At 58.3% G+C, this 19,016-nt stretch carries 16 protein-coding genes and 1 riboswitch; all 16 genes read left to right on the top strand.

The annotated features are described in order from the left end of the window. Positions 1-109 precede the first annotated feature (109 nt). The 16 genes from murB (at position 110) to ACN0VD_RS03480 (ending at position 18,901) form a co-directional block, all read left to right on the top strand. Positions 110-1,006: a UDP-N-acetylmuramate dehydrogenase gene (murB, locus tag ACN0VD_RS03555; protein ID WP_417591692.1), complete on the top strand. Its 897-nt coding sequence runs from the start codon at positions 110-112 to the stop codon at positions 1,004-1,006. Continuing rightward, a complete protein-coding gene (locus ACN0VD_RS03550; RefSeq protein WP_417591690.1) occupies positions 1,003-1,935 on the top strand; it encodes a D-alanine--D-alanine ligase in 933 nt (310 codons plus the stop codon). Before murB ends, ACN0VD_RS03550 begins: the two co-directional genes overlap by 4 nt. Continuing rightward, the gene (locus tag ACN0VD_RS03545; RefSeq protein ID WP_417591688.1) at positions 1,932-2,813 is read left to right on the top strand and encodes a cell division protein FtsQ/DivIB; all 882 of its coding nucleotides are present in this window, start codon (positions 1,932-1,934) and stop codon (positions 2,811-2,813) included. The genes ACN0VD_RS03550 and ACN0VD_RS03545 overlap by 4 nt, the downstream gene beginning before the upstream one ends. A 57-nt stretch (positions 2,814-2,870) precedes the next feature. After that, positions 2,871-4,130, top strand: a complete 1,260-nt coding sequence (ftsA, locus tag ACN0VD_RS03540) for a cell division protein FtsA (RefSeq protein WP_417591686.1) — start codon at positions 2,871-2,873, stop codon at positions 4,128-4,130. Between the two features lie 105 nt (positions 4,131-4,235). Next, complete coding sequence (ftsZ, locus tag ACN0VD_RS03535; RefSeq protein ID WP_417591684.1) at positions 4,236-5,792, top strand: cell division protein FtsZ; 1,557 nt, start codon at positions 4,236-4,238, stop codon at positions 5,790-5,792. Between the two features lie 185 nt (positions 5,793-5,977). Beyond that, the gene (locus tag ACN0VD_RS03530) at positions 5,978-7,780 is read left to right on the top strand and encodes an SPOR domain-containing protein (protein ID WP_417591682.1); all 1,803 of its coding nucleotides are present in this window, start codon (positions 5,978-5,980) and stop codon (positions 7,778-7,780) included. Beyond that, on the top strand, positions 7,777-8,931 hold the full coding sequence (locus ACN0VD_RS03525) for a deoxyguanosinetriphosphate triphosphohydrolase (RefSeq protein WP_417591680.1): 1,155 nt from the start codon (positions 7,777-7,779) through the stop codon (positions 8,929-8,931). Before ACN0VD_RS03530 ends, ACN0VD_RS03525 begins: the two co-directional genes overlap by 4 nt. 128 nt (positions 8,932-9,059) lie before the next feature. Continuing rightward, on the top strand, positions 9,060-9,719 hold the full coding sequence (locus ACN0VD_RS03520) for an NAD(P)H-binding protein (protein ID WP_417591678.1): 660 nt from the start codon (positions 9,060-9,062) through the stop codon (positions 9,717-9,719). A 118-nt stretch (positions 9,720-9,837) separates the two neighbouring features. Further along, positions 9,838-9,939: riboswitch (glycine riboswitch) on the top strand. A gap of 257 nt (positions 9,940-10,196) precedes the next feature. After that, positions 10,197-11,339, top strand: a complete 1,143-nt coding sequence (gene gcvT, locus ACN0VD_RS03515) for a glycine cleavage system aminomethyltransferase GcvT (protein ID WP_417591676.1) — start codon at positions 10,197-10,199, stop codon at positions 11,337-11,339. 21 nt (positions 11,340-11,360) lie between these two features. Next, complete coding sequence (gene gcvH / locus ACN0VD_RS03510) at positions 11,361-11,732, top strand: glycine cleavage system protein GcvH (RefSeq protein WP_417591674.1); 372 nt, start codon at positions 11,361-11,363, stop codon at positions 11,730-11,732. Positions 11,733-11,874: 142 nt separating this feature from the next. Beyond that, positions 11,875-13,233 (top strand): aminomethyl-transferring glycine dehydrogenase subunit GcvPA, encoded by a 1,359-nt coding sequence (gcvPA, locus tag ACN0VD_RS03505; RefSeq protein ID WP_417591672.1) that lies wholly within the window; start codon positions 11,875-11,877, stop codon positions 13,231-13,233. Continuing rightward, positions 13,230-14,813 carry an aminomethyl-transferring glycine dehydrogenase subunit GcvPB gene (gene gcvPB / locus ACN0VD_RS03500; RefSeq protein ID WP_417591670.1) on the top strand — a complete coding sequence of 528 codons (1,584 nt, stop codon included), beginning with the start codon at positions 13,230-13,232 and terminating at the stop codon, positions 14,811-14,813. Before gcvPA ends, gcvPB begins: the two co-directional genes overlap by 4 nt. 121 nt (positions 14,814-14,934) lie before the next feature. Continuing rightward, positions 14,935-15,918 (top strand): bile acid:sodium symporter family protein, encoded by a 984-nt coding sequence (locus ACN0VD_RS03495; RefSeq protein ID WP_417591668.1) that lies wholly within the window; start codon positions 14,935-14,937, stop codon positions 15,916-15,918. Next, positions 15,911-16,552, top strand: a complete 642-nt coding sequence (locus tag ACN0VD_RS03490; RefSeq protein ID WP_417591666.1) for a DUF938 domain-containing protein — start codon at positions 15,911-15,913, stop codon at positions 16,550-16,552. Before ACN0VD_RS03495 ends, ACN0VD_RS03490 begins: the two co-directional genes overlap by 8 nt. Positions 16,553-16,773: 221 nt before the next feature. Continuing rightward, the gene (locus tag ACN0VD_RS03485) at positions 16,774-18,348 is read left to right on the top strand and encodes a long-chain-fatty-acid--CoA ligase (protein WP_417591664.1); all 1,575 of its coding nucleotides are present in this window, start codon (positions 16,774-16,776) and stop codon (positions 18,346-18,348) included. Positions 18,349-18,478: 130 nt separating this feature from the next. Next, positions 18,479-18,901, top strand: a complete 423-nt coding sequence (locus ACN0VD_RS03480) for a PaaI family thioesterase (protein ID WP_417591662.1) — start codon at positions 18,479-18,481, stop codon at positions 18,899-18,901. The last annotated feature ends 115 nt before the right edge of the window (positions 18,902-19,016 follow it).

Genomic DNA, 19,016 nt, shown 5'->3' with positions numbered 1-19,016 from the left:
ACTTGTCTTTGTCTCCGTTCGTCCTGAGCCTGTCGAAGGACGCCCCAAGCCGAGACTTGCACTTCGACAAGCTCAGTGCGAACGGTTTTTCGCGCCGGGAACCGCGCTGATGAGTGCCGTTGCCACCATGCCTGTTACCCGCGGCAAGCTGACAGAAAGCGCGCCACTGGCCCCGCTCGTCTGGTTCAAGAGCGGCGGTGCGGCAGAGTGGCTGTTCGAGCCGAAAGATATCGACGATCTGCAACAGTTCCTCCGCGACCTTGATCCGGCGATAGCGGTCTGGCCGCTCGGCCTGGGGTCCAATCTGATCATCCGCGACGGGGGCATCCAGGGCGTGGTGGTCAGATTGGGCAAGGCCTTTGCATCGATCGAAGCAGATGGGCTGACGCTGCGCTGCGGCGCTGGTGCGCCGGGCATTTCGGCGGCCAGCAGAGCCCGCGATCACGGCATTGCCGGAATGGAATTTCTGCGCGGCATACCCGGCACCATCGGCGGCGCGGTGCGCATGAACGCCGGCGCCTATGGCCGCGAAGTCTGTGACATATTGGAAAGCGCTGACGTGATCCTGCGCAACGGTGATCTGGTGACAATCCCGCTGGCCGACATGGGTTACAGCTATCGCCATTCCACGCTGCCCGAAGGCGCGATTGTAGTAAGCGCGACGTTCAAGGGTGAAAGTGGCGAACCCGAAATTATCGGCGCGGAAATGAAGCGGATCGCCGACGAGCGCGAAGCCTCCCAGCCGCTGCGTTCCAAGACCGGCGGTTCCACCTTCAAGAACCCCGAGGGCCATAAGGCCTGGCAGCTGGTCGATGAAGCCGGTTGCCGCGGGCTGCAAATCGGGCAGGCGCAGGTGTCGGAAAAACACTGCAACTTTTTGATAAATCTCGGGGGCGCAAGTTCTGCCGATATCGAAGCGCTCGGCGACGAAGTCCGCAAGCGGGTCAAAGCCCATTCGGGCGTAGAATTACAATGGGAAATCCAGCGCGTGGGGGATGAAGCATGAGCGGCAATGACAAAAAGAGTCTCCACGTCGCTGTCCTGATGGGCGGATGGTCCGCTGAACGCGAAGTATCGTTGAGCAGCGGCAATGGTGTGGCCGATGCGCTGGAGAAAAACGGCCATCAGGTAACCCGTGTCGATATGGACCGCAATGTAGCGCAGGTGCTGGCCGGTATCCGGCCCGATGTGGTGTTCAACGCGCTGCACGGCGTGCCGGGAGAAGACGGCAGCGTCCAGGGGATGCTCGATCTGATGCAGGTCCCCTATACGCACAGCGGCATGGTCACATCGGTCATTGCGATCGACAAGGAACTGACCAAGCAGCAGCTGGTCCCCGCCGGTATCCCGATGCCCAAGGGCAAGGTTGTTTCCAGTGCCAGTCTCTACGAGGCTGATCCGCTGCCGCGTCCCTATGTATTGAAACCAGTAAACGAAGGCTCGTCGGTCGGTGTCGCGATCGTCACCGATGACAGCAATTACGGCCATCCGATTGGCCGCGACGTCGCTGGTCCATGGCAGGAATTTGATGAACTGCTGGCAGAACCCTTTATCAAGGGACGCGAACTGACCACAGCCGTTGTCGGCGGCAAGGCGCTTTGCGTAACCGAATTGAAAACCGCGCAGGGTTTTTATGATTATGAAGCCAAATATACGGAAGGCCTGACCCAGCATGTCTGTCCTGCTGAGATTCCCGATGATATTGCACAACTTTGTCTCGACTATGCACTGAAGGCTCACGAAGTTTTGCGGTGCAAGGGCACATCCCGTACCGATTTCCGCTGGGATGACGAACAGGGCGCGGCCGGCCTGTTTGTTCTCGAAACCAATACCCAGCCCGGCATGACCCCGCTCAGCCTTGTCCCCGAACAGGCGAAGCAGATGGGGATCAGCTACGAAAAACTGGTCGAACTGATTGTGAGAGAAGCGCTATGACAGCCACCCGAAAACGCACCAGCAGACAAGTCAAGGGCAAGCCGCGCAAGCAGGCAACACGCAAGGTCCGTCAGGTTTCGGTGTTTGACAAGATATTGCGCGCTATGCCGGTTACCGAAGAGCAGGTGCAAAAAGGCCTGACCTGGGGGCTGGTAGGGGTTTTCATTCTTGGCGCCTATAGCGTCGCCCATTATTCCGGCATCAACGAACGGATCAAGACCGAGGTCGCCGCTGCAGTCGGCAAGGCGGGCTTCGAAGTGAAGCGGGTCGAGGTTAGCGGTGTCAACCGCATCGACGAGTTGAAAGTCTATGAAATCACCCTGGCGCAGAAAGACCGGTCGATGATGCTGGTCGATATCGACGCGGTGCGCGACGATCTGATGTCAAACGGCTGGATCAAGGATGCCCGGATTTCCCGTCGGCTGCCCGATACCTTGGTTGTGGATATAGTCGAACGCGAACCGGTTGCGGTCTGGCAAAACAAGGGTCAGCTCTCGCTGATCGACAATACCGGCTATCCGCTGGAAGAGATCAGCAAGGAAGAAATTCCCAACCTGCCGGTGATTGTCGGCAAGAAAGCCAATCTGAAATTTACCCAGCTGGACTCGCTGCTCGATGTAGCGCCCGCGCTGCGTCCGATGGTGACCGGTGCGACCTGGATCGGCAATCGACGGTGGGATCTTGAGTTTGATAGTGGAGAGACGCTGGCATTGCCCGAAGGTGAGGAAACCGCATCGGCTGCGCTGTTGAATTTCGCGCGGATGGACGGCGTCAATCGCTTGCTCGGGCGCGGGGTCGTCCATTTCGATCTGCGGGATGCCGAACGCGCCTATCTGCGAATGCCGCCGAAAACAGAACCGGCAGATCCGGAGAGTTGATCGGTTGAATGGTTATTTGGTTGATGACGACATTGATCGGGGTAAAGGATTAGACAAATGGCAGCACGGGTAGAGAAAATCTTCACGGCACTGGATATCGGTTCTTCCAAGATATCCGCGATGATTGCCGGACGGATGGACAATGGTGAACTGACGGTTCTTGGCACTGGCCAGCGCGCCAGCAAGGGTGTGAAACGCGGCTATATCGCCGATACCGAGACGACCGAGCTGGATGTTCGTGACGCTGTCGAGCAGGCGGAGCGTATCGCCGGAACCAATATCGATGATGTCTGGGTCAGCTTCTCCGCTGGTGGCCTGCAAAGCATGCTCACATCGGTCGAAACCGAATTGGGTGGTCACCGGATTGAGCAGGAAGATATTGACCTGTTGCTAGACGCTGGACGCAACAGCATCGATCCCAAGGGCAAGATGGTGCTGCACGCTCAGCCTGCGCTCTATACGCTTGACGGCCTGAACGGGGTCAAGAAACCCAAGGGTCTGCACGCCGATCGTCTTGGCGTGGATATTCACGTCATTCTTGCCGAAGGTTCACCGGTCCGCAATATAGATATGAGCGTCCGTGGCGCGCATCTCAACGTGAAGTCGATCGTTGCGTCGCCGATCGCCGCCGGCACCGCCTGTCTTTCCAAGGAAGAGCGGGAACTGGGCGTGGCTCTGGTCGAACTGGGCGCTGAAGTGACCAATGTTTCGCTATTTGCCGGCGGGATGCTGGTCGGTTTGATGACGCTACCCTATGGCGCCGCCGATATCACCGACGATATTGCGTCTTCCTTCGGTTTGCGGCGCGCTCAGGCGGAGCGGATAAAATGTTTCTACGGGTCAGCCACCACCAGTCCCCGTGACAATCATGATGTTATCAATCTCGATCTGGAGAAAAGCGCTGAACATAGCGATGAGGACGGACGGATCACCCGCGCGCAGCTGATCTCGGTCATCCGCCAGCGGCTGGATCATCTCATCGGAGAAATCGGCCGGTCACTGAAGGAACTCGGTTTTACCGGTCCGGTTGGCCGGCAGGTTGTACTGACGGGCGGCGGGGCTGAACTCAAGGGCATCGCCGACTATGCCCAGTCCGCTTTGGGCCGCACGGTGCGCATCGGTCGACCGGCCGGACTGAGCGCGCTGCCCGAAGCGCATAGTGGTCCAGCCTTTGCCGGACTCGCTGGGCTGGCGCTCTACGCGTCGCAGGATCCGGTTGATCTGCGGTCGATGGCGGGAAGCCATCAGAAAATTTACAAATATGGCGGATCGGCTGTGATCGGGCGTTTGATGTCGGCGATCCGGGGAAATTTTTAGTAAAACGGCAAAATAAATTAACTTTTCGGGTGATTCCACCATGAAATTTGTGCAAAGCGTTAACAAAATCTGACAGCACGACATAATGTCTCGGGAGACAATGAGATGAGTATCAATATTGGCCCACCGGAAGTCGAAGAACTGAAACCGAAAATTGCGGTTATCGGAGTCGGCGGAGCCGGAGGCAACGCCATTGCGAACATGATTGCGGCGCAGGTTGAGGGTGTCGATTTCATCGTTACCAACACCGACGCGCAATCGCTTAACAGCTCGACTGCTGAGCGGCGGATCCAGCTTGGTCCCGATATTACCCAGGGCCTGGGTGCAGGATCGCGCCCCGAGGTTGGCCGTGCTGCTGCCGAAGAAACCATCGATCTGGTCGAGCAGGCGCTGGAAGGCACGCATATGTGCTTTATCGCTGCCGGCATGGGTGGCGGAACAGGTACCGGTGCCGCTCCGGTGATTGCCAAAGCCGCCCGCGACCGCGGCATATTGACTGTCGGCGTGGTGACCAAGCCATTCACCTTTGAAGGCACCCGCCGGATGAAATCCGCCGAAGCCGGTATCGAGGAATTGCAGAAGAATGTCGACACGCTGATCGTCATTCCGAACCAGAATCTGTTTCTGGTCGCCAATCCGAATACCACTTTCAAGGAAGCCTTCCTGCTTGCTGATGAAGTTCTGCAACAGGGTGTTCGCGGGATTACCGACCTGATGGTCATGCCTGGCCTGATCAACCTCGACTTTGCCGATGTGCGCAGCGTCATGCACGAAATGGGCAAGGCGATGATGGGCACGGGCGAAGCCGAAGGCGACGGACGCGCGCTGGAAGCTGCGGAAAAGGCCATTGCCAATCCATTGCTCGACGGTGTGTCGATGCAGGGCGCCAAGGGCGTTATCGTATCGATTACCGGCGGCGACGATATGCGCCTGATGGAAGTCGACGAAGCCGCCAATCATATTCGTGAGCTGGTCGATCCGGATGCCAATATCATCTGGGGTAGTGCGTTCAACCCGAATCTTGACGGGCGTATCCGTGTGTCGGTTGTCGCTACCGGGATCGATAGCGACGGCAGCAGATCATCAACTGCTCCTGTCGCTTCCTTTGCGATGGGCAGTTCAATGCAAAATTCGGAGGAACCCCCCGCGACATCCAGCTTTGCGTCATCGATTGCAAGTGACGAAGATGAGCAGGATGCTGCTGAGGAAGCGGAAATTGCGTCCGCACCGGTACCCGAGACCGAAGTGGAGGCTGACGTTGAGGCAGAAGCCGAACCCGAAGCGTCGCCCGAAGTCGCACCTTCTCCCGTTGCAACCTATGGCGATGATGATGAACCGGAATATGAACCATCCGCGACGCCGTCTTTTGCATCGCTCACACCGGGAATGGCTGCGTCAAAGCCAGTGTCGGGAACAGATGAAGAAGACGAGTTGGTATTGGGTGATGATGCGATTCAGCGCGATGACGACGAAACGTCCGCTTCAGGCGTTCAGCCGCCACCGGCACCGCGCGTTGCTTCGGGCGGTGGCACGTTGTTCGAACGCATGTCCAATTTGACGCGAGGTGGATCAAGATCCGAGGAAGACGAAGGCGGCGAAGATGACAAATCTTCGGACCCGCTCGACATTCCGCGTTTTTTGAACCGGCAGAATAACCAGTAAATCGGGATACGGTTCAAGCGGATTTTGGTGCTGATCGGGCGGCGCGAGGGAGTTTGTCTTTTGCGTGCCACCATTGGCCTTGCCAGGCTTCCGGAGTGATTGATTTCTTGCTGAATCATTCCTTTATGCATCTTGTGAAATACAGATTCAAAATTTTATTGGGAATGTCCGCAGCGCTCTTAGCGTTGGCTGTTCCAAATACGCCCGCCGCTGCTCAATCCAGCGGCCAGTCCAATTCCGCCGATCTTCAGAACGCACTGCGCCGTATCGCGAATGATTCCAACGATTCCTCTGCCCTTGCGGACGCGGGACTTGCGGCCCTTGAGCTGGGTGATATGCGTGCCGCCATCGGGTTCCTTGCCAAGGCGGATCAGATTTATTCGTCAAGTGGCAGGGTGAAAGCCGGTCTCGGCAGAGCGTTGCTGGCCGAAGAAAATCCATTTGGTGCGATCCGCTATTTCGATCAGGCGGTCGCCAATGGCATTGCAGTACGCGAAATCGCCGAGGATCGCGGTTTGGCTTATGATCTCATCGGCCGGAATCGGGATGCCCAGAAAGATTATGAACTGGCGATGCGCTATGGCAGCAGCGACGAACTGGTGGCGCGCTATGCGCTGTCATTAGGGATCAGCGGCGATGTTGAACGGGCCGAAGCACAGCTCGCCCCCCTGCTTCAGAAAAGCGACCGTGATGCGTGGCGGAACCGGGCGTTTATCTATGCCATGAATGGCAAGAAAAAAGACGCGGAGAATATAATCGAGCAAACGATGGAACGACGGATGGCGAAAGCCATCAAGCCATTTTTTGACCGTATGCCCAAGCTGACAGCCGCCCAGAAGGCAGCGGCGGTTCATTTGGGGCATTTTCCGGCCAGCGAAAATATCGGGGTCGATGTGGCTGCGGTTCAAATGGCCTCCAGCATGGCGGCGAGAGGCGGCGATGGCGCGGACGCGGGCCTGATTCCGGTCGGACCTGCGTTGGGTGCAGATGTCGATCGTCCTCGCGTGCTCGCCATGCCCGACAAATCTCCGCGCCGCCGTCCTGGTAAGACCGACCGCAAAACGTCGGAACGGAAAGCCAGCCGCCGTCCGACCAGGAATGAAGTGGTTGTCCTCTCGCGTACGGATATGCCGGCACCCACCGGGAAAAGTTCGGGCCGTGCATCCACATTCGCACGCGCACCGGTGGCGACAACGCCGTCGGCTGCAGCCTCTGCTGATATTGCGTCTCAAAGCCCGCCCGAACCGGCCCCTGCCAAAAGCAAGTCTGATCCGGTAAGAACTGCCGGAATCAAATCGGCGGACCAAGGTGCTTCCCCCGGTTTTCAAACGCCTGTGGCTCCGAACCGCTCGCCCGCACTGGTCTCGGAATCGGTCGAGCGCAAAGTGGCTATTGCCGGTCGTCAGCCGGTCTCCAGCCCTTTTGCGCAGCCAGCCATGGAGCCTCCGTCTTCGACCGAAGCCGGAGTCTCAGATCCGGTCAATCTGGTCAATTTCGACCTCGCGAACACCCAGTCTGCCGCGGTTGAAACCGCATCCGCTGCTCCGGCGGTGAAACCGCTGGCCGATATTATCAAGGGCATCAACATACCCGAAAAGGAAACCCGGACGGCGGTGGTACCGGTTGATCTCGACGCCATCGAACCGGCAAAGCCACAGCCTAAAATCGTTGCTAAACCGGTTGAAAAGGCGCCGGTTAAACCGAAAGAACCGGAACACCCCAAGCGCTATTGGGTGCAGATTGCGACGGGTTCGAACCTCGATGCCCTGAAGTTTGACTATCGCAGGATGGCAAAAAAACACAGCGAACTGTTCAAGGGCGAAAAGGGCTGGACCTCCCCCTGGGGCAAAACCCGGCGGCTGGTGATCGGACCGTTTGACGATTTCAAGGCAGCCAAGGCTTTTGAAGCGGAGTTCCGAAAAGATGGCGGTGACGGCTTTGCCTGGGCCAGTGCCGATGGAGTCGAGGTCAACGAGCTCGCCAAATGACCGGTTTGAAAAGCTATGCCAGCGATCCGGTGAAAAGCCGGGGGCGGCTGCACGATGAAAAGCGGGAGGTCACCCGCGGACCACGCGACGATTTCCAGCGCGACCGCGACCGGATCATCCACAGTATTTCCTTCCGCCGCCTGCGCCACAAGACCCAGGTCTTTGTCGCGCCCGATGGTGACCATTACCGGGTCCGGCTGACCCATAGCCTGGAAGTCGCGCAAATTGGGCGCACGCTGGCGCGGGCTCTCGGTCTGAACGAAGACCTGACCGAAGCGCTCTGCCTCGCCCATGATATCGGCCATCCGCCTTTCGGTCACGCCGGAGAAGACGCACTGGAAGCGGCACTGGCTGATTTTGGCGGTTTTGATCATAATGCACAAACCATCCGGACGTTGACCAAGCTTGAAACGCCTTATCCGCGCTGGGACGGGCTCAACCTGACATGGGAAATGCTGGAGGGTCTCGCCAAGCATAATGGCCCGGTGGCAAAGCCGACATGGGCGTTGGCTGAGGTCAATGCCGCGATGGATCTTGAGCTGGATAGCTGGCCCTCTCTGGAGGCGCAGATTGCTGCGATTGCCGATGATATTGCCTATGACAATCATGATATCGATGACGGCATGCGGGCCGGGCTGCTGACGCTCGACCAATTGCTCGAATTGCCGTTCATTGCCGAGCGGTGGCGGGATATCTCCGACCGTTTTACCGATGTCGCGCAAGACCGGTTGTTGCCGGAACTGATCCGTGACCAGATTGGTCTGATGGCCAATGATGTGCTCGAAACCACGCGCGCACGAATCGATAGCCTGAACCTGCAATCGCCCGAGGACGTACGACAGGCAGGCCGGATGATCGGCGGCTTTTCCGATGCCATGGCGGAAAAGGAACGCACACTGAAACGCTTCATGTATGAGAATCTCTATCATCATCCCAAGCAGATGGCCGCGGCGGAAGAAGGGAAGATGATGGTCGCCGATCTGGTGCAGGCCTATCGTGATCAACCTGCGCTGATGGCGGATGGCTGGGCGGCGGCGCTGCCTGAAGAGGAGCCGGCGCGCATCCGCCATATTGCTGACTTTCTCGCCGGGATGACGGACCGCTATGCCCGCGACCGGCACCGGGAGATATTTGGCGGTCCGACAGGCTGAAACGGATCGTGTCACCCCGGCGCAGGCCGGGGGCAGCCAAAATGGTGAGCCTCGCGAATATTGCTTTGGATACCGGCTTTCGCTGGTATGACGGCTTATCGATTGAGAGCGTTGGGGGGATGATAGACATGACCGATACAATCCTGATTGTCGGAGCTACCGGCCTGATCGGGGGATTGGTGACCCGCAAGCTGGTTGAACAGGGCGTGGACAAGCACATGCACCTGCTCTTGCGGCGTCCCTATCGGAAGGATGTCGGCAAGGCGGAAATTCATGTTCAGTTGCAGGAAAACTGGCCAAAAACCATCGCCAAGATAAAGCCCGACATCGTGATATCCTGTTTGGGATCGACGATGAAAAAGGCGGGGTCACAAAAGGAATTTGCCGCAGTTGATCGCGATCTGGTTGCTGACGTGGGGGTCGCGGCCAAGGCAGCTGGCGCACGGCAGTTTATTACAGTGTCCTCAACCATGGCGGACAGCAGCGCATCTAGCTTCTACCTCAAGATCAAGGGCGAGGCCGAAGATTTGCTCCGCGCGCAGAATTTCGACCGTCTCGATATTATCCGTCCCGGCCTGCTGCGTGGTGAGCGGGAAGGAGACAATCGTGTCGCCGAAAGTCTCGCGATCGCGGCCAGTCCGATCATGGACATGTTGCTGCAGGGCAAGCTCCGCCGTTACCGGTCAATCCTAGCCAGCGATGTCGCTGCGGCAATTGTAATGATGACGGCGGAGAGCGATCCGGGGGAATTCGTTCACGGGAATGATGCAATCTGGGCAATGGTGTGAGACCATGATCCGTCTCGCAAGATAAAATACTGCACCGCACAACAGAATCATTGACTCCATCCATCCGCTGATCCAATCTCAAATCTGCTTTTTGATCGGTGCTTTCGGGCAAGGATCACGGGGCGTTGCGGGAGAGCGTTTTGCTGTCTCACAGGACTGCAAGGCCGCCGAAGGAGCAACCGCCCCGGAAACTCTCAGGCCTCTGGACCGCAACCGCCTCACAAGCACTCTGGAAAGAGGGCGGATGGTCAAACGACTGGCGCCCCACCGAAGGGGTAAATGGCGTCGGATTTGATCCGGCATATATGTTCACCGTTCATCCTGAGCTTGTCGAAGGATGGTTGGCAAGCGTGCTTCGACCGGCTCTGCACGAGCGGATATCGAGGTGAAAAGCCATGAAACTCTCAGGTTCCGTGACAGAGGGGGCAGTTTTGCAGGACTTTGCTGCGAGCTGTCTTTTGTCTGAGCGGAAATATCATGAATGAAAATACCCAAAATCTGAAACAACTGCCTCTCGGTGACTGGCATCGGAGTCTAGGCGCACGGATGGTTCCATTCGCGGGCTATGAAATGCCGGTACAATATGAGGGGGTGATGGCGGAGCATATCTGGACGCGGACCGAAGCGGGGCTGTTCGATGTCTCGCATATGGGGCAGTTGCAACTGATGGGCGAGGGCGCAGCGGAAGCGCTTGAGAGGATCACACCGGGCAATCTGTCGGCGCTGGCCGCTGGCAAAATTCGCTATACTTTGTTGCTCGCACAGAATGGCGGAATATTGGATGACTTGATGGTCACAAACACCGGCGATCATCTGTATCTGGTGGTCAACGGTGCGACCAAACATGATGATATCGCCTATATGCGTGCGCAATTGCCGGATAGCGTGGCGCTCCACCATCTCGAAGACGAGGCCTTGTTGGCGCTTCAGGGCCCCAAAGCGGCCGCTGCTCTGGCGAAGCTTGGTATTGACCCGCACGAACCGGACTGGCCAAAGCCCACTGATCTCCATTTCATGGAAGCGGGATCGTTTCTGTGGCGGGGTATCCCGCTCGGGATCAGTCGCTCGGGCTATACTGGCGAAGACGGGTTTGAGATCAGCGTTCCATCCGAACTTGCCGAAACGCTGGCCGAAGCATTGCTCGAACTGGACGAGGTGCGCCCCATCGGACTGGGGGCGCGCGACAGTTTGCGACTGGAGGCGGGATTACCGCTCTATGGCCATGATATGACCGCCGAAACACTGCCGGTCGAAGCGAATCTGGGCTTTGCGCTGTCGAAGGTGCGGCGGGAGGAAGGCAATTTTGCCGGCGCGGAGCGTGTGCTCGCGCAATATCCGGACAAGGCAGAGACCAAACGGGTTGGTCTGTTTGTCGACGGTCGCCAACCTGTTCGAGAAGGAGCTGTCGTGATCGACGCCCAAGGCGCGACCATTGGTAAAGTGACGAGCGGCGGTTTTTCCCCCACCTTGCAGCGCCCGATTGCGATGGCGTATGTCCCGACGGATATGTCAGGAACCGGAACCGGGATTACCGTGGAACAGCGCGGGAAGAAGATTGCCTGCACGGTCGCGGATATGCCCTTTGTGCCACATCAATACCACCGCAAACCCAAATTATGAATGACTGAAGGGGACAATGAAATGAGCCGATATTTTACTGATGAACATGAATGGGTCGAAGTAGAGGGCGATACTGCGACCGTCGGGATTACCGACTATGCGCAGGAACAACTGGGCGACATCGTGTTTGTTGAAGTGCCGGATGTTGGTACGGAACTGGACCAGGGTGACGATGCTGCGGTGGTGGAATCGGTCAAGGCCGCGTCCGACGTTTATGCAGCTGTATCCGGCGAAGTAATCGAAGTGAATGAAGCGCTGGAAGACGAGCCTGGACTAGTCAATTCATCGCCTGAGGAGGATGGCTGGTTTTTCCGGCTGACCCTTTCGGACAAGGAAGAGCTGGCCGATCTGATGGACGAAAAAGCTTATAAGGCGTTCGTAGACGGACTGTAATTTTTCTCTCCTCCTCTTGCGAGGAGGGGACCAAGGGCTGGTGGCGATGCCTTAGCATCGCTCGCGCAAGCGACAGGCGGAACCAAACCATCCAAACCCCTCCTCCTCTGAAAGGGAAGGGTTTAAGTGAAGGAAGAATATAATGCGTTATCTCCCGCTGACTCCCGACGACCGGCAGTCGATGCTATCCAAGATCGGCGTGCAATCGATCGATGATCTGTTTGTCGATGTGCCGGAAGAGGCCCGGTTGAACGGCCCGATCGAGCGGCTGCCGATGCACGCCGGCGAGATGGCGGTGGAAGCGCATATGAAAGCGCTGGCGAAAAAGAACCATGCGGCCGGCGATATGCCGTTCTTTCTCGGGGCAGGGGCCTATCGGCACCATATCCCGGCCAGCGTCGACCATATCATCCAGCGCGGCGAGTTTCTTACCGCTTATACGCCTTATCAGCCTGAAATCGCCCAAGGCACGCTGCAGACCCTGTTTGAATTCCAGACCCAGGTAGCCCGATTGTTCGGTGTCGACGTTGCCAATGCCTCAATGTATGATGGCTCGACTGCCTGCTGGGAGGCGATCACTATGGCGCGGCGGATCACCAAACGGGGCAAGGCGATTCTGTCTTCCGGCCTGCATCCCCATTATGTTTCGGTGGCCAAAACCATGGCGCGGTTCACCAAAGATGATCTGGCATATGAAACGCCGACACTCGACGCAGGCACAGACGGCCAAAGCCTGCTCGACCAGATTGACGACGAGACCAGCTGCGTTGTCGTGCAGTATCCCGATATATTGGGCCGTATCAGCGATCTTTCCGCGATCGCGGAAAAAGCGCACCAGCATAAGGCGTTGCTGGTGGCGGTTGTGACAGAACCTGTCGCTCTTGGCGCGATCAAGTCACCCGGCGAAATGGATGCCGATATCGTGGTTGGCGAAGGCCAGTCTCTCGGGGTCGGCCTGCAATTCGGCGGTCCTTATGTCGGCCTGTTCGGCTGCAAGCAGAAATATGTCCGGCAGATGCCCGGCCGGCTGTGCGGCGAGACCGTCGACGCCGAAGGCAAGCGTGGTTTCGTGCTGACATTGTCCACGCGGGAACAGCATATTCGCCGGGAGAAAGCGACGTCGAACATCTGCACCAACAGCGGCCTGTGTGCCTTGGCTTTCTCGGCGCATATGACCTTGCTCGGCGAGAAAGGGCTGCGCGAACTGGCGATGCTCAACCATAAAAAGGCGGTCCATGCAGCGGACCGGCTGTCGCAGATCGATGGCGTGAATCTATTGAATGGCTGTTTTTTCAATGAGTTCACGCTGATACTTGATAAGGATGCGCGACCTGTGGTGCGGCAGCTTGCCGACCAGCGGATTCTTGCTGGTGTGTCGCTTGGCCGCCTCTATCCGGAGGTCACGCCACTCGCGCGCGGCTTGCTGGTCGCTGTCACCGAAACATCCACCGAGGAAGAGCTGGAGCAATTTGCGACCGCTCTCGAAGGAGCCCTGTCATGAGCATGCTTACCGAGGGACGTCCGACCAGACAGGAAGACAATCTGCAGATGACCGACACTGGCTCCATTTCCACCCACACCGGCAACCGCGCCCTGATGGTCGACGAACCGCTGATTTTCGAAATCGGTTCACCGGATCGCAGCGGCGTTGACTTGCCTGAGGCGCCGCAGGTCGAAAGCCGTCTCGGTGGCCTCGAACGCGAAGCGCCGATTGCCATTCCCGGATTGTCCGAGGGTGAGATGGTGCGCCACTATACCCGTCTCAGCCGCCAGAATTATGCGATCGACGTCGGCCTGTTTCCGCTCGGCAGTTGCACGATGAAACATAATCCGCGGCTCAACGAGAAAATGGCGCGGCTCAAGGGCTTTGCCGATATCCATCCGTTGCAGCCGGTGGACAGCGTGCAGGGCGCGCTCGGCGTGATCAACGAACTCGCCGTCTGGCTGATCAAGCTGACCGGCATGCACGGCGTGGCGATGACGCCCAAGGCCGGCGCCCATGGCGAGCTTTGCGGCATACTCTGCATTCGGGCTGCTCTGGAAGCACGCGGCGATGCCCGCGAAGTGATCCTGGTGCCCGAAAGCGCCCATGGCACCAATCCGGCGACCGCGGCCTTTGCCGGTTACAAGGTCGAGGATATTCCTGCCAATGCCGCTGGCCGGGTCGATTTGGAGGCGCTCAAGGCGCGTCTCGGGCCCGACGTGGCCGGCGTGATGATCACCAACCCGAACACCTGCGGCCTGTTCGAACCGGACATGAAGGAGATTTCCGACGCGGTCCATGCCGCTGGCGGTTATGTCTATTGCGACGGCGCGAATTTCAACGCGATCGTCGGCAAGGTCCGTCCCGGCGATCTCGGCATAGACGCGATGCACATCAATCTGCACAAGACCTTCTCCACCCCGCATGGCGGTGGCGGACCGGGTTCCGGGCCTGTCGTATTGTCCGAGGCGCTTTCTCCTTACGGCCCGCTGCCTTTCACCGAGCGTCATGCCGACGGGCATATCACCCTGGTCGAGGAAGAGACGGTCGAGGACCGGCATCCGCACACATTCGGCCGGATGAGCGCCTTTCACGGCCAGATGGGCATGTTCACCCGTGCGCTGGCCTATATCCTCAGCCATGGCGCCGACGGTCTGAAACAGGTGGCCGAAGATGCCGTGCTCAACGCGAATTACATCCTGCGCAGTCTCGAGGACGTGCTCGACGCGCCTTTCGCCCATAGCGGGCCGTGCATGCACGAGGCGCTGTTCTCGGACAAGGGCTTCACCAACGAGCTGACGACGCTCGATCTGGCCAAGGGCATGATCGACGAGGGCTATCACCCGATGACCATGTATTTCCCGCTGGTCGTGCATGGCGCGATGCTGGTCGAGCCGACTGAGACCGAGAGCAAGGCGGCGATCGACCAGTTTATCGGTGCCTTCCGTTCGGTGGCCGAGCGCGCCAAAGCGGGTGACGAAAGCCTGAAAAGCGCGCCCTATTTCGCTCCCCGGCGGCGGCTGGATGAAACCCAGGCCGCGCGCAAGCCGATATTGGTGTGGACGGAAGACGAGGAATTTGCTCAAGCTGCGGAATAAAGAACAGAAATAGCTGTAATTTATCGTTGCTCCGTTCGTCCTGAGCCTGTCGAAGGACGGGTTCTGGGCCGTGGAGGCACTTCGACAAGCTCAGTGCGAACGGTAGTAAGGAGAGGGAGCTTTGATCCACCGTCTGACCAATCTTTTTGCCCTGTGGACAGTATTGGGGACAGCCTGGGCATGGTTTGTGCCCGAGCATTTCCTCTGGGTCGTCGACGGTCGCTTCCGCCCGCTCGGCCAGCCTCTGGTCAGCGTGATGCTGGGGCTGGTCATGCTCGGCATGGGCCTGACCCTGTCGTTCGATGATTTCAAGCGGATCACCAAAATCCCGAGATGTGTGGCAACCGGCATTATTTTGCAGTTTACCGTAATGCCCTTTGCGGGGATTTTCCTCGCCACAATATTCGGACTGGAGACCGGTCTCGCCGTCGGCCTGATCCTCGTTGCCTGTTGCCCCGGTGGCACGGCGTCCAATGTCGTCGCCTATCTTGCCAATGCCAATCTGGCGCTGTCGGTGACGATGACCATGGCCTCGACCCTGATCGCCGTCATCGCGACGCCGCTGCTCACCGGCTGGCTCGCCGGAAAATATGTCGAGATCGACCAGTGGAGCCTGTTTATCAACATGGTCTCGATCGTATTGCTGCCGGTGATCGCGGGCGTGCTGTTCAACCGCTATCTGCCCAGGGCGACGGAAAAGATCGCCGGGATCTCGCCACTCGTATCGGTGATCGTCGTCGTGCTGATCATCGGCGGGATTATCGCCAACAGCAAGGCGCTGATCGAGGCGCATTTCGGCGTGCTGATGCTGGCGATCTTTCTGCTCCACGTCTTTGGCTTCGGGCTCGGCTATCTGATCACCAGGGCCATGGGCCTTGGTGTGGCAGAGCGCCGGACGATCAGCATCGAGGTCGGCATGCAGAATAGCGGCCTGGGCTCCAGCCTTGCCTCGACGCCGACCTTCGCCGCACAATTTGCCAGCCCGATGCAGGCCGCGCTGGCACCGGTGCCAAGCGCGATATCGGCGGTCTATCATGTGGTAATCGGCAGTTTTCTGGCCGCGATCTGGCGGCGGCAACCCCTGACGGAGCATATCGATGGCTGATTCAAAACCCTGGCTGACAGCGGAGACCGACAGCGGAGAGGAGCGCCATGCTCCGGCGACCATGCGCAACCGCGATGCGATCGTCGCAGTGCTGCGCGGCATCTTGCCCGAACAGGGAACCATATTGGAAATCGCCAGCGGCACCGGCGAACATGCCGTCTATTTCGGCAAGGCTTTTCCCGATCTGACATTCCAGCCCAGCGATCCAGACCCCGAATGCTGCCAGTCGATTGCCGCGTGGACGAAGCGCGAAGCGGTGCCGAATATCCTGCCGCCGAAACAGCTCGATGCGCAGGCCGCGCAATGGGACGTGGAGAACGTGGTGGCGATCCTGTGCATCAACATGGTTCACATCAGCCCGTGGGAATCGAGCATCGGCCTGTTTGAAAAGGCCGGCAAGCTGCTCGCTCCCGGCGCGCCCTTCTATCTCTACGGCCCCTATCTGCGCGCGGATGTCGAAACGGCACCGGGCAATCTCGCCTTCGAACGCAGCCTCAAGAGCCGCAACCTGCGCTGGGGCCTGCGCGATGTCGCCGATATGGACGCGCTGGCTGCGCGCAACGGGTTCGTTCGTGAGAGCCTGATCGAGATGCCCGCGAATAATATATCTTTGGTCTATCGGAAAGCGAAATAGCCCCTCTTCTTTAGAGGAGGGGTTGGGGTGGTGGCGATGCGCTAGCATCGCTCGCGCCAGCGAATTGCGGCGAGGCAGATAAGAATGCAATTTCGAGCGCCGTTCTTCGACGAGAGAAACCACCCCAACCCCTCCTTTGAAAAGGAGGGGCTAACACCGTTCCCCTTGCCATCACTTAATCGCCCGATTAACAAGGGCGCAAAGTAACAAGGAGCGGGCAAATGACAGAGACACGACGCTGCATGGGGTCTTCCATCGCCCATTGGGCTGCGAAAACGCCGGACAATATCGCGATTGACGATCCGGACGGTCTGATCAGCTATGCCGAACTCGACAAGCGGGTGACGGAATATGCGAGGGCCTTGACCGGTGCAGGCCTCGCCAAGGGCGATCGCATTTGCTGGCTGGGCAAGAACAGCGGGCTCTATTTCACCCTGTTCGCGGCTGCCAGCCGCGCCGGCATGGTGATAGCACCCATCGGCTGGCGTCTCGCGGCGCCGGAAGTGGCCTATGTGTTAAAAGATACCGGTGCGCCATTGTTGATCTGCGAGCCGGAATTTGTCGAAACCGCAAAGAACGCGGCGCAGCAATCGCTCGATACCAAAACCATCCTTTGCACCAAACCCGGTGCCGATCTGCCAAATCTTGCCGATTTTGTCGCCCATACCAAGCCCGGCGATTTGCCCCAGTGCGATCCGGCGGAAGGCGTACTGCAACTCTATACGTCCGGCACCACCGGTAATCCCAAAGGTGCCGTACTGACCAGTGACAATCTGTTCAAGTTGCGACCCTTGGTCGAGGACAAACCGGAACATGCATGGATCGACCTGAAGCCGGGCGACAGCACGCTTGCGGTCATGCCCTGCGCGCATATAGCCGGTTCCGGCATCGGTCCGATCGCCTTTTACAACGGCGCAACGATGATGGTCATTCCCGAATTCCATCCCGACAGCGTGCTCGACTGCATCGACAAGGGGCTCAACCAGTTTTTCCTCGTGCCGACCGCGCTGCAGATGCTGGTCAACTGGCCGCGCGCCAAGGACACCGATTTTTCCAGCGTCCGCTCGATCACCTATGGCGCTGCGCCGATCCCGCTGGAGCTGCTGCGCCAGTGCATGCAGACCATGCCCAAGGCGCTTTTCTGCCAGCAATATGGCATGACCGAGACCACTGGAACCATCTGCATCCTGCCGCCCGAGGATCATGACCCCGACGGTAACGAACGGATGCGCGGCATCGGCATCCCGCTGCCCAGTGTCGAGATGAAGATCGTCGACGAAAACCGGCAGGAAGTTCCGCCTGGCACAATCGGAGAAATCGCCACACGATCCGGCCTCAACATGCTGCATTATTTCAACAATCCGGAGAAGACCGCAGAGACGGTGGACGAAGACGGCTGGCTCTACACGGGCGACGCGGCGGTGATGGACGAAGACGGGTATTTCTACATCAAGGACCGGGTCAAGGACATGATCATTTCCGGCGGCGAGAATGTCTATCCGGCGGAAGTCGAGAACGCGATCTTCGGCCACCCGCAGGTCAACGAAGTCGCGGTCATCGGCATTCCCGATGCCAAATGGGGCGAAGCGGTGAAGGCCGTTGTCTCGCCCAAGCCGGACGCCGGCGAGATTGACACCGACAGCGTCATCGCCTGGGCAAGAGAGCGGATTGCCGGATTCAAGGTGCCAAAAACTGTCGATGTCATCCCCGAATTGCCGAGAAACGCGAGTGGAAAGATCCTGCGGCGGGAGCTAAGGGCGCCATATTGGGAAGGCAATGATCGCGGAGTGAATTGACGCTTTGCGCACAATAAGAGGATTGGGTGACAGCCGCTGCGGGTGGTCGCGGTCTCTTGATCAACGCGATAGTGAAATCTGGAACAAGAAAATGGAGCACCGATCCTATCGGTAAGCACGGAATATGTTGATGACAAACAAAGAAAAGATATTGGAAGAGAGAAATCGGCAAAGCCCTGAATTTATACGTTTGCTGGGCGGGAAGCTGGTCGATCTCGACGCGGAAAAACGGGCCTGTACATTCGAATTCAATATCGGGAAAGACTATTGCCATTCGATAGACATCGTTCAGGGGGGCTTTGTCACCGCTATGCTGGATGCTGCCATGAGCCACGCGATGTTCTTGCACGATCCGGATATTGTTGGCCTGTCATCGCTGGAAATAAAAACTACCTATCTGGAACCGACCCGGGCGGGCAAGCTGCGGGTTGAAGGCTGGTCGATAAAGGAAGGCTATAAAATCGTCTTTTTGGAAGGCCATGTTTACAACGCAGATAATATATTGACGGCGACTGCCAGCACGGTGAGCAAATTATCGCGGGCGGCTGCATGAAGTCAGCCGGGGTGCCGTACCATCGCCAGATATTCCACGACAGTTTCAGGGCAGGTAATGTTCCGCACAACTGCTCCTGTTTTTGCGTCTGGCCATCGGCGTGAAATGACGATAG

The sequence above is a fragment of the Parasphingorhabdus sp. genome (assembly GCF_048267785.1).
GTDB lineage: Bacteria > Pseudomonadota > Alphaproteobacteria > Sphingomonadales > Sphingomonadaceae > Parasphingorhabdus.
Note: the sequence above shows the minus strand (reverse complement) of the source record. Positions and strands in the feature narration are given on the sequence as shown.

What these genes read in the sequence shown, in the direction of transcription:
- ftsZ (WP_417591684.1), top strand. Translation starts at nt 4,236, where the DNA reads ATGAGTATCAATATTGGCCCACCGGAAGTCGAAGAACTGAAACCGAAA.
- gcvT (WP_417591676.1), top strand. Translation starts at nt 10,197, where the DNA reads ATGAATGAAAATACCCAAAATCTGAAACAACTGCCTCTCGGTGACTGG.
- ACN0VD_RS03550 (WP_417591690.1), top strand. Translation starts at nt 1,003, where the DNA reads ATGAGCGGCAATGACAAAAAGAGTCTCCACGTCGCTGTCCTGATGGGC.
- ACN0VD_RS03520 (WP_417591678.1), top strand. Translation starts at nt 9,060, where the DNA reads ATGACCGATACAATCCTGATTGTCGGAGCTACCGGCCTGATCGGGGGA.
- murB (WP_417591692.1), top strand. Translation starts at nt 110, where the DNA reads ATGAGTGCCGTTGCCACCATGCCTGTTACCCGCGGCAAGCTGACAGAA.
- gcvPA (WP_417591672.1), top strand. Translation starts at nt 11,875, where the DNA reads ATGCGTTATCTCCCGCTGACTCCCGACGACCGGCAGTCGATGCTATCC.
- ACN0VD_RS03480 (WP_417591662.1), top strand. Translation starts at nt 18,479, where the DNA reads ATGACAAACAAAGAAAAGATATTGGAAGAGAGAAATCGGCAAAGCCCT.
- ACN0VD_RS03525 (WP_417591680.1), top strand. Translation starts at nt 7,777, where the DNA reads ATGACCGGTTTGAAAAGCTATGCCAGCGATCCGGTGAAAAGCCGGGGG.
- ACN0VD_RS03485 (WP_417591664.1), top strand. Translation starts at nt 16,774, where the DNA reads ATGACAGAGACACGACGCTGCATGGGGTCTTCCATCGCCCATTGGGCT.
- ACN0VD_RS03545 (WP_417591688.1), top strand. Translation starts at nt 1,932, where the DNA reads ATGACAGCCACCCGAAAACGCACCAGCAGACAAGTCAAGGGCAAGCCG.
- ACN0VD_RS03490 (WP_417591666.1), top strand. Translation starts at nt 15,911, where the DNA reads ATGGCTGATTCAAAACCCTGGCTGACAGCGGAGACCGACAGCGGAGAG.
- gcvPB (WP_417591670.1), top strand. Translation starts at nt 13,230, where the DNA reads ATGAGCATGCTTACCGAGGGACGTCCGACCAGACAGGAAGACAATCTG.
- gcvH (WP_417591674.1), top strand. Translation starts at nt 11,361, where the DNA reads ATGAGCCGATATTTTACTGATGAACATGAATGGGTCGAAGTAGAGGGC.
- ftsA (WP_417591686.1), top strand. Translation starts at nt 2,871, where the DNA reads ATGGCAGCACGGGTAGAGAAAATCTTCACGGCACTGGATATCGGTTCT.